This window comes from Micromonospora sp. NPDC052213 (assembly GCF_040679695.1).
GTDB lineage: Bacteria > Actinomycetota > Actinomycetes > Mycobacteriales > Micromonosporaceae > Micromonospora.
Window position 1 is genome coordinate 1 of the sequence record NZ_JBFAVI010000177.1, and the last position, 14,259, is coordinate 14,259.

16 protein-coding genes are annotated in these 14,259 nt (G+C 74.8%); 4 read left to right on the forward strand and 12 right to left on the reverse strand.

Translation table 11 applies throughout. The features are described 5' to 3' along the window. On the forward strand, positions 1–395 hold a 395-nt coding region (locus AB0L34_RS28505; protein ID WP_363708119.1), incomplete at its 5' end, for a type II toxin-antitoxin system PemK/MazF family toxin. Positions 396–499: 104 nt separating this feature from the next. Here the strand turns inward: AB0L34_RS28505 and AB0L34_RS28510 are convergent. The 9 genes from AB0L34_RS28510 to AB0L34_RS28550 all read right to left on the reverse strand — a co-directional run bounded on the left by AB0L34_RS28510 (position 500) and on the right by AB0L34_RS28550 (position 9,289). Beyond that, positions 500–1,501: an ADP-ribosylglycohydrolase family protein gene (locus AB0L34_RS28510; protein ID WP_363708120.1), complete on the reverse strand. Its 1,002-nt coding sequence runs from the start codon at positions 1,499–1,501 to the stop codon at positions 500–502. A gap of 93 nt (positions 1,502–1,594) precedes the next feature. Continuing rightward, positions 1,595–1,954 carry a VOC family protein gene (locus AB0L34_RS28515; RefSeq protein WP_363708121.1) on the reverse strand — a complete coding sequence of 120 codons (360 nt, stop codon included), beginning with the start codon at positions 1,952–1,954 and terminating at the stop codon, positions 1,595–1,597. Between the two features lie 36 nt (positions 1,955–1,990). After that, positions 1,991–2,995 carry a methionine synthase gene (locus AB0L34_RS28520; protein WP_363708122.1) on the reverse strand — a complete coding sequence of 335 codons (1,005 nt, stop codon included), beginning with the start codon at positions 2,993–2,995 and terminating at the stop codon, positions 1,991–1,993. Between the two features lie 37 nt (positions 2,996–3,032). Further along, positions 3,033–4,106 carry a tRNA 2-thiouridine(34) synthase MnmA gene (gene mnmA / locus AB0L34_RS28525; protein ID WP_363708123.1) on the reverse strand — a complete coding sequence of 358 codons (1,074 nt, stop codon included), beginning with the start codon at positions 4,104–4,106 and terminating at the stop codon, positions 3,033–3,035. Positions 4,107–4,298: 192 nt separating this feature from the next. Beyond that, positions 4,299–5,474 (reverse strand): cysteine desulfurase family protein, encoded by a 1,176-nt coding sequence (locus tag AB0L34_RS28530; RefSeq protein WP_350704695.1) that lies wholly within the window; start codon positions 5,472–5,474, stop codon positions 4,299–4,301. 465 nt (positions 5,475–5,939) lie between these two features. After that, entirely contained in the window at positions 5,940–6,899 is a 960-nt protein-coding gene (locus tag AB0L34_RS28535) for an electron transfer flavoprotein subunit alpha/FixB family protein (RefSeq protein ID WP_363708124.1), read from the reverse strand. An 11-nt stretch (positions 6,900–6,910) separates the two neighbouring features. Next, positions 6,911–7,690: an electron transfer flavoprotein subunit beta/FixA family protein gene (locus AB0L34_RS28540; protein ID WP_350704691.1), complete on the reverse strand. Its 780-nt coding sequence runs from the start codon at positions 7,688–7,690 to the stop codon at positions 6,911–6,913. Between the two features lie 391 nt (positions 7,691–8,081). Beyond that, positions 8,082–8,489, reverse strand: a complete 408-nt coding sequence (locus AB0L34_RS28545) for a hypothetical protein (RefSeq protein ID WP_363708125.1) — start codon at positions 8,487–8,489, stop codon at positions 8,082–8,084. A 2-nt stretch (positions 8,490–8,491) separates the two neighbouring features. Continuing rightward, positions 8,492–9,289, reverse strand: coding sequence for a GNAT family N-acetyltransferase (locus AB0L34_RS28550; RefSeq protein WP_363708127.1), 798 nt, complete (start codon positions 9,287–9,289; stop codon positions 8,492–8,494). A 40-nt stretch (positions 9,290–9,329) separates the two neighbouring features. On the opposite strand from AB0L34_RS28550, the gene AB0L34_RS28555 reads away from it, so the two are divergent. From AB0L34_RS28555 to AB0L34_RS28565, 3 genes are read left to right on the forward strand one after another with little or no spacing between them, the layout of a single operon-like run. Continuing rightward, positions 9,330–9,722 (forward strand): DUF202 domain-containing protein, encoded by a 393-nt coding sequence (locus AB0L34_RS28555; protein WP_350705113.1) that lies wholly within the window; start codon positions 9,330–9,332, stop codon positions 9,720–9,722. Next, positions 9,719–10,066, forward strand: a complete 348-nt coding sequence (locus AB0L34_RS28560) for a DUF202 domain-containing protein (protein ID WP_363708129.1) — start codon at positions 9,719–9,721, stop codon at positions 10,064–10,066. The genes AB0L34_RS28555 and AB0L34_RS28560 overlap by 4 nt, the downstream gene beginning before the upstream one ends. 27 nt (positions 10,067–10,093) lie before the next feature. Beyond that, the gene (locus AB0L34_RS28565; RefSeq protein WP_363708131.1) at positions 10,094–10,513 is read left to right on the forward strand and encodes a PLD nuclease N-terminal domain-containing protein; all 420 of its coding nucleotides are present in this window, start codon (positions 10,094–10,096) and stop codon (positions 10,511–10,513) included. 18 nt (positions 10,514–10,531) lie between these two features. Here the strand turns inward: AB0L34_RS28565 and AB0L34_RS28570 are convergent, their stop codons facing one another. From AB0L34_RS28570 to AB0L34_RS28580, 3 genes are all read right to left on the reverse strand, one after another. Beyond that, positions 10,532–11,341: an ABC transporter permease gene (locus AB0L34_RS28570; RefSeq protein ID WP_363708133.1), complete on the reverse strand. Its 810-nt coding sequence runs from the start codon at positions 11,339–11,341 to the stop codon at positions 10,532–10,534. Further along, on the reverse strand, positions 11,338–12,312 hold the full coding sequence (locus tag AB0L34_RS28575) for an ATP-binding cassette domain-containing protein (RefSeq protein WP_357453658.1): 975 nt from the start codon (positions 12,310–12,312) through the stop codon (positions 11,338–11,340). Before AB0L34_RS28575 ends, AB0L34_RS28570 begins: the two co-directional genes overlap by 4 nt. 170 nt (positions 12,313–12,482) lie before the next feature. Next, positions 12,483–14,105 (reverse strand): acetolactate synthase, encoded by a 1,623-nt coding sequence (locus AB0L34_RS28580; protein ID WP_363708135.1) that lies wholly within the window; start codon positions 14,103–14,105, stop codon positions 12,483–12,485. Positions 14,106–14,259 lie beyond the last annotated feature (154 nt).

Here is a 14,259-nt window from a genome sequence, read left to right on the forward strand (position 1 = left end):
CGGGCGCATGTCTCCGGCCGGGGTGGCGCGGTCGACCGGACCGGCCGCGTACCGCCGAACGGGCGCCCGCCGGCGCGCCGCGCCCGGGCGAGATCTGGTGGGCCGACGTCCCGTACGCCGACGGCACCGGCTCGAAGGTGCGGCCCTGCCTGGTGCTGCGCGCCGACGCCCGGGGCGCCGACGTCCTGAAGATCACCAGTCAGGACAAGAGCGGCCGGGACGACCACGTCCGCATCCCGACCCGGGAGTGGGACCCCGGCGCCGACCACGACAGCTTCGTCGACCTGGCCGAGCCCGCCCACGTTCCGCTGGTCGGCTTCTCCCGCCACGCCGGCGCCTGCGACCCCGCCCTGTGGCGCCGCATCCGCCGCCTGCCCCACCTCCCCGGCGCCTGACCACGCGCCGTCCGGCCGGCTCTCGCACGGCCCGACGGGACGCGCCCTCCGGCCCTCGCACGGCCCGAAACGCCGTCCGGCGGACTCTCGGACGGCGGGGCAGGTCAGTCCCAGGCGCGGGCGAGGGCGTGGAGCTGGTCGGCGTACTCGATGCGGGCGGACCAGGCGTCGGGCCAGGCCGGCATGCCCAGGGCCGCGCCGACGAAGGCGCCGGCCAGCGCGGCGATCGAGTCGGAGTCGCCGGCGGTGGTGGCGCCCCGGGCCAGCGCGGCGACCGGGTCGTCGGCGTGCCGGACCGCGCAGAACAGCGCGGTGGCCAACGCCTCCTCGGCGATCCAGCCCTCGCCGGTGTGCCGGCACGGGTCGCCGCCGTCGTCCGGGTCGGCGAGCGCGGCGTCGAGGCGGCCGAGGACCGCCAGGCACTCGTCCCAGCCGCGGGCGATGAAGTCCTCCGGCGTCTCCACGCCGGGGCGCTGCCAGAGGTCGCCGAGCCAGTCGGCGCGGTAGACGCGCCGCTGGTCGCGGGCCCGGTCGGCGAGCAGGCGGGGCAGGTCCGCCAGCGCCGCGCCGGCGCACAGCAGCCACACGGCGTACGCGGTCAGCTCGCTGGCCGCCAGGCCGGTCGGGTGCCCGTGGGTCAGCCCCGCCTGGAGCTGGGACAGCCCGGCGAGGGTGTCCACGTCGACGTCGAGCAGGCCGACCGGGGTGACCCGCATGTTCGCCCCGCAGCCCTTCGAGCCGGCGACCGTCGCCTCCTGCCAGCGCACACCCCGCCCGAGTTCGGCACAGGCGCGCAGGCAGGTCATGCCCGGCGCCCGGTTGTTCTCCGGGCTGGCCGCCCAGTCGAGGAAGCGCTGCCGCAGCAGCGGCTCGACCGCCTCGGGCGTCAGCGCCGGGGCGTCGTGCAGCGCCCAGCCGACGGCCAGCGCCATCTGGGTGTCGTCGGTCACCAGTGCCGGGTGGCCGGCGAGCTCGCGCGGGCCGGCCGGGCCGTAGCGGTGGACGATCTCGGCGACGGTCAGGAACTCGGTCGGTTTGCCCAGCGCGTCACCGTAGGCGAGGCCGAAGAGCGAGCCGGCGGCCCGCCGGAGCGAGGTGTCGATCATTCCCGCGATCATGCCGCCCGACCGCAACCCGCACCACCGCCGCGGCCCGCCGAGCCCGTGCCGGCGGACGGACGGGTCCGGCCGGCGGACGACTCAGTCGAAGAAGATCAGACAGAACGGGTGACCGGCGGGGTCGGCGTAGACCCGGAAGTCGTCGCCCTCCCCCGGCAGTCGCCGGGCGCCGAGCGCCAGCACCCGCTTCTCGGCCGCCTCCACGTCGTCCACCTCGACGTCCAGGTGGAACTGCTGGGGGCGCTGCGGGTCCGGCCACGCCGGCGGGCGCAGGTCGGGTGCCTTCTGGAAGGCGAGCCGGTGCCCGGAGCCGGAGATCACCACCCAACCGTCGTCGCTGGCGTCGGCGTCCAGCGGCAGGCCCAGCAGCTCGGAGTAGAAGTCGGCCAGGGCCCGCGGGTCGGGACAGTCGATGACCACTGTGCGCAGCTTTCCAATCATGCAGACCATCGTGCCCCGCCCGTACGACGGGAAACCTCAGTCCTCGGCGAGCCGCCGCCCCGCGTCCCGGCAGGCGGCGAGCACCGCGCGGGCGTACTGCGGGGTCGCGTTGGCGAGGCCGCACGCCGGGGTGACCACGACCTGCTCGGCGAGCCGCCGGCGCGGGAAGCCGAGGCGGTCCCAGAGCTGGCGTACCCGGTCGGCGACCTGCGCCGAGGTGGGCGCGCGACCGGCGGCCGGCGGGCGGGTCGGCGCGGCGCCGGCCAGCAGCCCGAGCCCGGCGTCGACGGCCTCGCCCAGCGGGTCCAGGTCGGTGACGAGGTCGAGGTCGAGGGCCACGCCGACGGCGCCCGCGGCGCGGATCAGCTCCAGCGGCACGTCCGGCGCGCAGCAGTGCACCAGGACCGGCACGCCGGCCGCCTCGACGACCGTGCGCAGCAGCGACCCGGCGACGCCCGGCTCCACGGCCCGGTACACGCCGAAGCCGCTCTCGGTGGGCACCCGCCCGGCGAGCACGGCCGGCAGCGACGGCTCGTCGAGTTGGAGCAGCACGGTGGCGTGCGGCAGCCGGCGAGCGACCGCCGCGACGTGCCCGCGCAGCCCCTCCGCGAGCGAACCCGTGAGGTCCCGCACCGCGCCGGGGTCCCGCAGCATCCGGCCCCCGATCGGCAGCTCCAGGGACGCGGCCAGGGTGAACGGGCCACCCGCCTGGATCTTGACCGGTCCCGCGTACTCCTCGGCCTGCTCGGCGAGCTGGTCGAGGTCGCGTTCCATCAGGTCACGGGCGCGGCGCAGGTCCCGCCCCGGGCGGGGCGCGATCCGCCAGCGGGCGGCGTACAGCTCGACCGGCAGCTCGACCAGCAGGCCGGCGGTCCGGCCGACCAGGTCGGCGCCGGGGCCCCGGGCCGGCAGCTCCGGCAGGTGCGGCAGCGCGGGAAGCTCGCCGAGGACGATCCGCTGCGCCTCGGCGATGTCGGTGCCGGGAAGGGAACCGATGCCGGTCGCCGCGCCGACCGGCCAGGGCCACGCCTGATCTGTCACGGCCGAAGACTATCCGGCCGCCGGGCGGCCCGACCGGTCAGCCGGCGATGGTGGCGGAGCCGAGCACGACATCGCCGGCCGGGTCCGGCCGGTAGGCGACGATCGCCTGGCCGGCGGCGACCCCGCGCACCGGGCGCCGCAGCTCGGCGCGGAGGCCGTCGGCGCACAGCTCGACCGTCGCCGGCACCACGTCGCCGTGCGCCCGCAACTGCACCTCGCACTCCAGCGGGGCGTCCGGGCGTGGCCCGCCCGTCCACACCGGACGCTCGGCGCGCACCCGGGAGACCTCGAGGGCCTCCGCCGGGCCGACCGTCACCGTGTTGGTGGTCGGCGTGATGGAGAGCACGTACCGGGGGCGGCCGTCCGACGCCGGCCGGTCCAGGTGCAGGCCGCGCCGCTGCCCGACGGTGTACGCGTACGCGCCGGTGTGGCTGCCCACCACGGCGCCGGTGGTCGCGTCCACCACGTCGCCGGGCGCCTCGCCGAGGCGCTGCGCGAGGAAGCCGCGGGTGTCGCCGTCGGCGATGAAGCAGATGTCGTGCGAGTCGGGCTTGTCGGCCACCGCCAGCCCCCGCCGGGCGGCCTCCTCGCGGACCTGCGCCTTCGTCGAGTCGCCGAGCGGGAAGACCGACCGGTCGAGCTGCTCGCGGGTGAGCACCGCGAGGACGTACGACTGGTCCTTGGCCACGTCGACGCTGCGGCGCAGCAGCCCGTCCGCCCCGAGCCGGGCGTGGTGGCCGGTGACCACGGCGTCGAAGCCCAGGGCCACGGCCCGGTCCAGCACCGCGGCGAACTTGATCTTCTCGTTGCAGCGCAGGCAGGGGTTCGGCGTACGGCCCGCCGCGTACTCGGCGACGAAGTCGTCCACCACGTCGGAGTGGAAGCGGTCGGCCATGTCCCAGACGTAGAACGGGATGCCGATGACGTCGGCGGCCCGCCGGGCGTCGCGGGAGTCCTCCAGCGTGCAGCAGCCGCGCGCACCGGTGCGGTACGTCTGCGGGTTGCGCGCCAGCGCCAGGTGCACGCCGGTCACGTCGTGCCCCGCCTCCACCGCCCGCGCCGCCGCCACGGCGGAGTCGACCCCACCGGACATAGCCGCCAACACCCTCACCGGCCCACTCCCTTCACCCCACCGAGCCTATCCGTTACCTTCGCCCCGCCCGATCTCCCCGCCCTGGCGCCGACGTCGCCCGCCGCGCGATCTTGCAGTTGTCACCCCGGCAGAAGGGGCGAACACCGCGATCGCCGGGCCGAGAGTGCAAGATCGCGGGCGCGACGGGGTGGGGCGTTGCGGTGAGGAGGGTCAGCGGGGGGTGCGGAGGGCGGCGGCGCGGCGGGCGCGCTCGACGGTGGCCGGGAGCGCGGCGATGAGGGCGTCGACGTCGGCGGGCGTGCTGGTGTGGCCGAGGGTGAAGCGCAGCGAGGAGCGGGCGCGGTCGTCGTCGGCGCCCATGGCCAGCAGCACGTGGGACGGCTGGGCCACCCCGGCGGAGCAGGCCGAGCCGGTCGAGCAGGCGATGCCCTGGGCGTCCAGCAGGAGCAGCAGGGCGTCTCCCTCGCAGCCGGGGAAGGAGAAGTGCGCGTTGCCCGGCAGCCGGCCGGTGGGGTCGCCGTTGAAGACCACCTCGGGCACCGCCTGCCGGACCCGCTCGACCAGGTCGTCACGGAGCGCGGCGATCCGGGCCGCGTACTCCTGCTGGCCCTTGACCGCCGCCTCCACGGCGACGGCGAAGGCGACGATGCCGGCGGTGTCGAGGGTGCCGGAGCGCACGTCGCGCTCCTGGCCGCCGCCGTGCAGCAGCGGGGTGGCCGGTACGTCGCGGGCGAGCACGAGGGCGCCCACCCCGGTCGGCCCGCCGAGCTTGTGCCCGGTCACGGTCAGCGCGGCGACCCCGCTGGCGGCGAAGTCCACCGGCACCTGCCCGACCGCCTGGATCGCGTCGGTGTGGAACGGCACCCCGTGCTCGGCGGCGACCGCGGCCAGGTCGGCGACCGGCTGCACGGTGCCCACCTCGTTGTTGGCCCACATCGCGGTCACCACCGCGACCCGGTCACCGTGCTCGGCCAGCTCGGCGCGCAGCTCGTCGGGGCTGAGCCGGCCGCTGGCGTCCACCGAGAGCCAGCCCACCCGGGCCCCCTCGTGGTCGACCAGCCAGTCCACCGCGTCGAGCACCGCGTGGTGCTCGACCGCGCTGGAGACCACCCGGTCCCGCCGGGTGTCGGCTCCCCGCCGCGCCCAGAAGATGCCCTTGACCGCGAGGTTGTCGCTCTCGGTCCCGCCGCCGGTGAAGACGACCTCGGAGGGGCGGGCGCCCAGCGCGGCGGCCACCCGCTCCCGCGACTCCTCCACCCGCCGCCGGGCACGGCGGCCCGACGCGTGCAGCGAGGACGCGTTGCCGACCTCGCGGGCGGTGGCGACGTACGCCTCCAGTGCCTCGTCGAGCATCGGAGTCGTCGCCGCGTGATCCAGGTATGCCATCACGGCTCAGCCTAACGACCGGCCCCGGACCGGATGGAGGCCGGAGTACGCCGTCCGACCCACGGGGCGGTGAGACCCCGTACCCGCACGTCACGAATCTCTCGGACGTCGCGGGGTACTACCGACCCGCGCGACACACGGATGTTCCCGGTCGGTGTGCTCGGCGACGGGTCGGACGAGCTGCTGCCGTTGCCACCGGACGTCGACCATCAGGCATACTCGGTTGTCGACGTTTCCGCCGAGGCGTCCGACAGCCCACGGCTTCCGCGAGAGCGTGCCGAGGGCCTCTGACGGGCTGATCGGCGGGCCGGCTCAGCTCCCCGGCCCGCCGATCAGCTCCCCACCCCGCGGTCAGGCCGCGCCCGATGACGTGTCCTCGGTTCCGATCCTTTCCGGTCGGGGCCGGACAGCGACGGGCCGGGAACCGCCGCGCGGTTCCCGGCCCGGGTGCGGGCGAGCGTCAGCTCACTTGCGCTTGCGGATCTCCTCCGCGGCCTGCGGGACGACCTTGAACAGGTCGCCCACCACGCCGAAGTCGGCCAGCTCGAAGATCGGCGCCTCGCCGTCCTTGTTGACCGCGACGATGGTCTTCGAGGTCTGCATGCCGGCCCGGTGCTGGATGGCACCGGAGATGCCGAGCGCGACGTAGAGCTGCGGGGAGACGGTCTTGCCGGTCTGGCCCACCTGGAACTGGTGCGGGTAGAAGCCGGAGTCGACGGCCGCGCGGGACGCGCCGACGGCGCCGCCGAGCAGGTCGGCCAGCTCCTCGACCAGCTTGAAGTTGTCGGCGTTGCCGACGCCGCGACCGCCGGAGACGACGACGCCGGCCTCGGTGAGCTCGGGGCGGGAGCCCTTCTGCTCGGCGACCCGGTCGACGACCTTGGCCAGCTTGTCGGAGTCGGTGACCGACACGGTGAGCTGCTCGACGGCCGGGGTGGCGGCCGCCGGGGTCGGGTTGACCGAGTTCGGCCGGACGGTGACCAGCGGCAGGCCGCGGGTGACCTTGGACTTGACGATGGTCGAGCCGGCGAAGGCCACCTGGGTGGCGGTGCCGTCGGCGGCCAGGTCGACCACGTCGGTCAGGATGCCGTTGTCCAGCTTGACGGCCAGGCGGGCGGCGATCTCCTTGCCCTCCTGGGACGAGGCGAGCAGCACGGCCGCGGGCTGCACCCGCTCGACCAGCTCGGCCACGACGGTGGCCTTGGGGGCCACCAGGTAGCCGTCGATGTCGTCACCCTCGGCGGCGTAGATCTTCTCCGCGCCGTACTCGCCCAGCTTGGCGCTCAGCGCCTCGGCGGCGCCGGGGCCGCCGAGCACGACCGCGCTCGCCGTGCCCAGCTCGCGGGCGAGGGTGAGCATCTCCAGGGTGACCTTCTTGACGCCGAATTCCCGGGTGGCTTCGACGACGACGAGAACCTCAGACATGTCCAGACCTCTCACACGAACTTCTCGGTGGCGAGGAACTCGACCAGCTTGACGCCGCCGTCGCCCTCGTCGGTGATCTTCGCGCCGCCGGAGCGCGGCGGGCGCTTGGTGTGCTCCAGCACGGCGCTGGTCGCGCCCTCGAAGCCCACCTCGGCCGGGGCGACGCCGAGGTCACCCAGGGAGAGCGTCTGCACCGGCTTCTTCTTCGCGGCCATGATGCCCTTGAAGGACGGGTAGCGCGGCTCGTTGATGGTGTCCCAGACGGAGACCACGGCGGGGGTGGCGGCGGTGACCACCTCGTAGCCCTCCTCGGTCTGCCGCTCGACGGTCAGGGTGGAGCCGTCGACGGTGAGCTTGCGGGCGCCGGTCAGCGCCGCGACGCCCAGCCGCTCGGCGATCATGTGCGGCATCACCTGCACCCGGCCGTCGGTCGACTCGGCGCCGCAGAGCACCAGGTCGGCGTTCAGCTGGCCGAGCGCGGCGGCGAGCACCTTCGAGGTGGCCACGGCGCAGGACCCGTGCAGGGCCTCGTCCACGACGTGCACGGCCTTGTCGGGGCCCATGGAGAGCGCCTTGCGGATCGACTCGGTCGCCCGGTCCGGACCCATGGTCAGGACGGTGACCTCGCCGCCGTGGGCCTCCTTGATCTTCAACGCCTCTTCGATGGCGTACTCGTCCATCTCGTTGATGACGTTGTTCGCCGAACCGCGGTCGACGGTGTTGTCGTCAGTACGCAGGTTGCGGTCCGCGCCCGAATCGGGCACCTGCTTGACGAGTACGACGATGTTCATCGCGCTTCGACGACCCTCCTGTTTGGTGTAGCGATCACTCGCCCGGTCACGGGCGCAGCCTCCCGCGTGACTTAACGATCGGTCAACCACGGGCTGCTGTGCAGTTGCCCACGGCGCAATGTTACCTGCCAGTAGCATCGACCTCCGGCGACCTCAGGGTGACACAGCTCACGGCGGGCCGCCGGGCGGGTAATCTGGCAAATCGGGAGGTGTCGCGAAATGTCAGAGTCTTCCAGCGCCACGCCGCACGACGCGCCGCGGCGCCCCTGTCGCCGGGCGCGCCCCGAGGCGTACCGCTGCGCCTGCGGCCGGGTCCGCGACCGGTGCGTACGCGCCACCGTCCGGGCGCTCTGGTCGCCGGGCCGGCACGCACCCGCACCGGCGGACCGGCTCACGCCGACTGAGCCAGCGCGCCCCTGATCCGCTCGATGACCGCCGCCTCGGCCGGAGCCACCCCCCGGTGCGCCCCGGCCACCCGCTCGGCGGCCGACAGCACCACCTCGCGGTAGATCGCCACGTCCTGCGGCGACTTCTCGCGCAGGATCTCGACGGAGCGGCCCAGCGCCGGCAGCACCACCGCCTCGATCTCCAGCGCCGAGTCCCGGGGCAGCTTCGGCAGCGGCCCGGTGGTCAGCGCCTCCTTCACGATCCCGCTCGTGTCGGCCATCGCGGCGGAGGCGGCGAAGCTCTCCCGGAACAGGGCGAGCATCCCCGGGTCGGCGTTGGCCACCATGAACACCGCCCCGAACGCGCCCGTCTTGAGGGTCAGCCGCTCCTCGGCCGTCAACCGCTGCTCCATGATCACGGAGTGTAGACGTACGGGATGGTCGTCGTGACCGGGACGAGGCCGAGCCGCTGGAGGATCGGCCGGCTCTCGTCGGAGGCGTCCACCTGGAGCAGCGTCCGGTCGCGCTGGGCGGCGAGCCGGGCCCGGTAGGTGACCAGCGCCCGGTAGATGCCCCGGCGGCGCCACGGGGCGAGGGTCGAGCCGCCCCACAGGGTGGCGAACCCGGTCCCCGGCACGTAACGCACCCAGCCCGCGCTCACCACCTCGTCGCCCGCCTCGGCCACCACCACCGTGATCGACTGCGGGTCCGCCGCGATCTCCTTCTCCAGCCCGGTGGCCAGGTGGCTGCGGTCGGCGTTCCAGACCGCCTCCTCCATCGCCACGATCCGGTCCAGGTCCGCGCGGGCGGTCACCTCGCGCAGGCGTACGCCCTCGGGGACCACCGGGAGCGTGGCCGCGAGCGGCGCGACCGGGCCGATCACGACGGTCTCCGGCTCCTCCGGCACGAACCCGGCGGCCCGCAACCGCTCCGGCAGGTCCGCCGGCTCGTCGTGGCCGTGCCACTTCCACTCCACCGACTCGCCGCGCGCCCGGAAGAACTCCACCTGCCGCGCGATCAGCCCGTCCAGCGCCGCGCCGGTCAGCCCGTCGAGGTCGCGATAGGTGAGGAAGCCGCCGTGGTCGAGGCCGAGGAGGCGGACCAGCGGACCGTCCCGGTCCACCGTCACCCCCGCCGGCAGCGGGTCGGGCACCCGCGCCCGCAACTGGTGGTCGTACGCGTTCCGCAGCGTCGTCACGTCAAGATCCGTCACTGCTCCAGGCTACGACCGCACGGAAGCGGATAATCGGCACGTGTGGCAGGCGATCAGGCGATGGTTCGACCCGCGCGAACTGCGCTCGGTCGGCAGCACCCCCGACTACCGGTTCTCGCTGGCCAACGAGCGAACCTTCCTGGCCTGGCTGCGTACGGGGCTGGCGCTGGTCGCGGGTGGGCTCGCCGCCGCCCAGTTCCTGCCACCGCTGCCGCTGGCACACCTGCGTGAGGTGATCGCCGTCGCGCTGCTGCTGCTCGGCGGAACCGTGGCGGTCCGGGCGGTCGACCACTGGGCGCGTACGGAGCGGGCGATCCGGCTCGGCGAGGAACTGCCGGCCTCCCGCTTCCCGGCGGTGCTCGCCCTCGCCGTCGGCCTCGGCGCGCTGCTGCTGGTGGCGGCGGTGCTGGCCCGGGCGGTCGGCGAACGGTGAGCGCCGGCGCGCAGCGGACGCCGCCGGGCCGGCCGGCGCGCGACCCCGGGCTGCAACCCGAGCGGACCCGGCTGGCCTGGCGGCGCACGGCGCTGGCGCTCACGGTGATCATGGTGCTGACCGTGCGGCTGGCGCTCACCGGCCCGCCCACCGGCGGGACGCTCGGCGCGCTCGTCGCCGGGCTGGCCGTGCTCGGCTGGGCCGCGGCGCTGGCGGTCTGCTGGCGGCGGGCGAACGCCGTCGGCCCGGCCTCCCGCTACGGGCGGGCGCTACCCCTGGTCGCCCTGGCCACCGCCGGCTACGCGCTGCTCGGCGCGCTCCTGGCGGCGCGCGGGCTGGGTTGACGGGACCGGGTGCGCCATCATTGACGCATGGCCCGGCTGTACGTCCTCCTCTTCGTGGTGCAGATCGTCCTCGCGGTCTGCGCGCTGATCAGCTGCCTCTCCGCGGAGGAGGGCGAGATCAAGGCCCTCCCCCGGATCGCCTGGGTGCTGATCATCCTGTTCTTCCCGCTGCTCGGCTCCCTCGCCTGGTTCGCCGCCGGGCGCGAGCGCACCCCGGGCCGGTCCGGCGGCGCGCCGTCGACGGGCCGGATCCTGCCGGCCCGCGAGCGGCCCCGCCCGGTCGCCCCGGACGACGACCCCGAGTTCCTCCGCTCGCTCGGCGAGCGCTCCCGGCGGGAGGACCAGGAGCTGTTCACCCGCTGGGAGGAGGACCTGCGCCGACGCGAGGACGACCTGCGCCGACGCGAGGGCGAGCCGCCGCGCGAAGAGGACCGCCCCGAGGTGTAGCCGGCGGCCGGCTGCGGGTCACACCCGGCGCCGGAGCCCGCGCACGGCGAGCGGGGCGAAGATCGCCGCGAGGACGGCCGCCCAGAACAGCGACTGCACCACCGGCACGGCCACCGGCCCGCCGACCAGCAGGCCGCGCAGCGCGTCGGCCAGGATGGTGACCGGGTTGACCTCGACCCAGCTCTGGAGCCAGCCGGGCATGGTCTCGGTCGGCACGAACGCGTTGCTGGTGAAGGTCAGCGGGAAGATCACCATGAAGCCGAAGATCTGCACCTTCTCCGGCTCGTTGACCAGCACGCCGACCAGCACCGAGATCCACGACGCGGCCAGCGAGAACGCGAGCAGCAGGGCGAACGCCCCGAGCAGGCCGGGCAGGCCGTTGCCCAGGCGGAAGCCGAGGATCATGCCGACGCCGACGAGCAGCGACACCGACCACGCCTGCTTGACCGTGTCGGCGAGGATCCGCCCGGCCAGCGGCGCCCAGCGGGCGATGGGCAGCGAACGGAGCCGGTCGAACACGCCCTTGGTGAGGTCGTTGTTCAGCCCGAACCCGGTGGTCATGGTGGCGAAGAAGGCGTTCTGCACGATGATGCCCGGCAGCGCGAAGGTCAGGTAGTCCCCGGGCGAGCCGGAGATCGCCCCGCCGAACACGTACGTGAACAGCAGCACGAACATCACCGGCTGGATGCTCAGGTCGAGCAGTTCCATCGGGTTGTGCTTGATCTGCACCAGGCTGCGCCAGGCCAGGGTGAAGGTGTGGCGCAGCCCGGCGGCGGGGCCGAGCCGGCGCCCCGGCGCGACCGGTGCGGTCAGGGTGGCGGCGGTCATGCCGGAGTCCTCTCCAGGTCGGCCCCGGAAGGGGCGTCGGCGTCGGCGCGGTGCCCGGTCAGCTGGAGGAACACCTCGTCCAGGCTGGAGCCGCGCAGGGCCAGCTCGGCGACCGCGATGCCGGCGGCGTCGAGGCGGCCCACCACGGCGGGCAGCACGGCCGGGTCGTTCACCGGCACGGTGACGGTGCTCTGGGCCACCTCCGGGGTGGCGTGGACCGCCTCGCCGGCGATGGCCACCACGGTCGGCAGGTCGGCCGCGTCCGCGGGCCGGACGGCGAGCACCTGGCCGCCGGTCCTGGCCTTCAGTTCCTCGGGCGTGCCCTGCGCGATCACCCGGCCGTGGTCGACGACGGCGATCTCCCCGGCGAGCTGGTCGGCCTCCTCCAGGTACTGCGTGGTGAGCAGCACCGTCACCCCGTCGGAGACCAGCCCACGCACGATGTCCCACAGCTCGTTGCGGCTGCGCGGGTCGAGGCCGGTGGTCGGCTCGTCGAGGAAGAGCACCTGCGGCCGGCCGACCAGGCTGGCGGCGAGGTCGAGCCGGCGGCGCATGCCCCCCGAGTAGGTCTTGGCCGGCCGGTCGGCCGCGTCGCTGAGGTGGAAGTCGGCGAGCAACTGCCGGGCGCGAGCCCTGGCGTCGGCCCGGGAGGAGCCGAGCAGCCGCCCGATGAGCAGCAGGTTCTCCGCCCCGGTGAGCGTCTCGTCGACCGAGGCGTACTGGCCGGTCAGGCCGATCAACTGGCGCACCCGGTGGGCGTCGCGCACCACGTCGAAGCCGCCGACCGTGGCGCGCCCCTCGTCGGCGCGCAGCAGGGTGGCGAGCACCCGGACCGTGGTGGTCTTGCCGGCCCCGTTCGGCCCGAGCAGGCCGAAGACCGTGCCGGTGGGGACGGCCAGGTCAACACCGGCGAGGGCGGTGGTGTCGCCGAACCGGCGCACCAGCCCCTCCGCGCGGATCGCGTGATCCATCGCAACTCCTGTCGTTCTCGCTGGTCGAACCGCCATGACCGGCATCCCTGACATTCCGCCGATCCCAGGCTGACGTTACGGCGACAGGCGCTGACGTACCGCCGATTTTGCTGGTGGTGAAACGCGGCCGCCGCCGTCGCCGGGGCGCGGCGACGGCGGCGGGCGGTGGTTCAGGCCAGGTTCGACGAGCGGGGGTACGCGTCGGCCGGGTCGGTGAGCACGTTCACCAGGTACGGCACGCCGGCGTCGAAGGCGCGCTGCAGGGCCGGCCCGAGGTCGGCGGCCTTCGCCACCGTCTCGCCCGCGCCGCCGAGGGCGCTCACCACCTGGTCGTAGCGCAGCTCCGGCTGAAGGTCGGCGGCGACGTCGTAGCCGTACATGGCGCGCATGGGGTGCTTCTCCAGGCCCCAGATGCCGTTGTTGCCGACCACAATCACCACGGGCAGCTTCTGCCGGGCGAGGGACTCCACGTCCATCAGCGAGAAGCCGGCCGCGCCGTCGCCCATCAGCACGCAGATCTGCCGATCCGGGTGGCTGACCCGGGCCCCCATCGCGTAGCCCATGCCGGTGCCGAGGCAGCCGTACGGGCCCGGGTCGAGCCAGGTGCCGGGCTGGGCGGGCTCCAGGTAGCGGCCGGCGTACGAGACGAAGTCGCCGCCGTCGCCGATCGTGATGGCGTCGCGGGCCAGGACCCGGCGCAGCTCGCCGTAGACCCGGGCGGGCCGGACCGGGTCGGTCTCGGCGGCCATCTCCGCGGCGTCGCGGGCCTTCGCGGCGTCCTCGGCGGTGCGCAGCTCGGCGATCCAGTCGGCGTGGTCGGCCCGGTCGCCGGGGTGGTCGGCGAAGGCGGTGAGGACCAGCCGGAGGTCGCCGGCGGGGGCGGCGGCCGGCTGGACGTGCCCGGCCCGCTGGCTGGGCGCGTCGACGACGTGCACCACCTTCGCGTCGCCGAAGTCGCCGAAGCTGAGCCGGAAGTCCAGCGGGGTACCGATCACCACGACCACGTCGGCGCCCTTGAGCGCCACCCGGCGGGCCTTGGCGAAGGCGAGCGGGTGCTCGGGCGGCAGCGCGCCCCGGCCCATCCCGTTGGTGAAGACCGGCACCTGGAGCGCCTCGGCGGCGGCCCGCAGGGCGTCGACCGCGTCCCCGGCGTAGACGTCGGAGCCGGCGATGATCACCGGGCGGCTCGCGGCGGCGATCAGGGTGGCCGCCTTCGCCACCTCGTCCGGGTCGGGCTCGACGGGCGCGATGCCCGGCAGGGCGGGGAGTTCGGCGTCGGCGACCGAGAAGACCGCCTCCAGGGGGAAGTCGAGGAAGACCGGGCCCCGGTGCGGGGTGAGCGCGGTGGTCAGCGCCGCGGTCACCGCGCGCGGGATGTCGTCGGGGCTGAACACCGTCTCGGCGTGCTTGGTGACCGGGGCGACCAGCGGCAGGTGGTCCATCTCCTGGAGGCTGCCCGAGCCCCAGCGGAACTGCGGGGCCCGACCACCGAGCACCAGCACCGGCGAGGCGTTGAAGTAGGCGCTGGTCAGCCCGGAGATGCCGTTGGTGACGCCGGGGCCGGCGGTGAGCACGGCGAGGCCGGGGCGGCGCTGGAGCTTCGCCACCGCCTCGGCGGCGAATACGGCGGACTGCTCGTGCCGGACGTCGTAGAGGGGGAAGCCAGTCTTGTGCGCGGCGTCGTAGAGCGGGAAGACGTGCCCGCCGGAGAGGGTGAACATCTCCCGCACCCCGTACGCGCGCAGCGCCGCGAGCGCGAGCTCCCCGCCGTGACCTTCGATCCGCTCCGTCATCGCCGCTGTCCCTTCGTCCGCATGACCGGAGTCACACGCTACTCACCGGTAGGCGGAATGTGAACCGTCCTCGGCTCGGCGCGTGAGGCGTCCACGTCGGTGGTGGACGCCTCACGGGGGGGGAGCCACAGGGCCGGCGGGGGCGCCGCCGGCC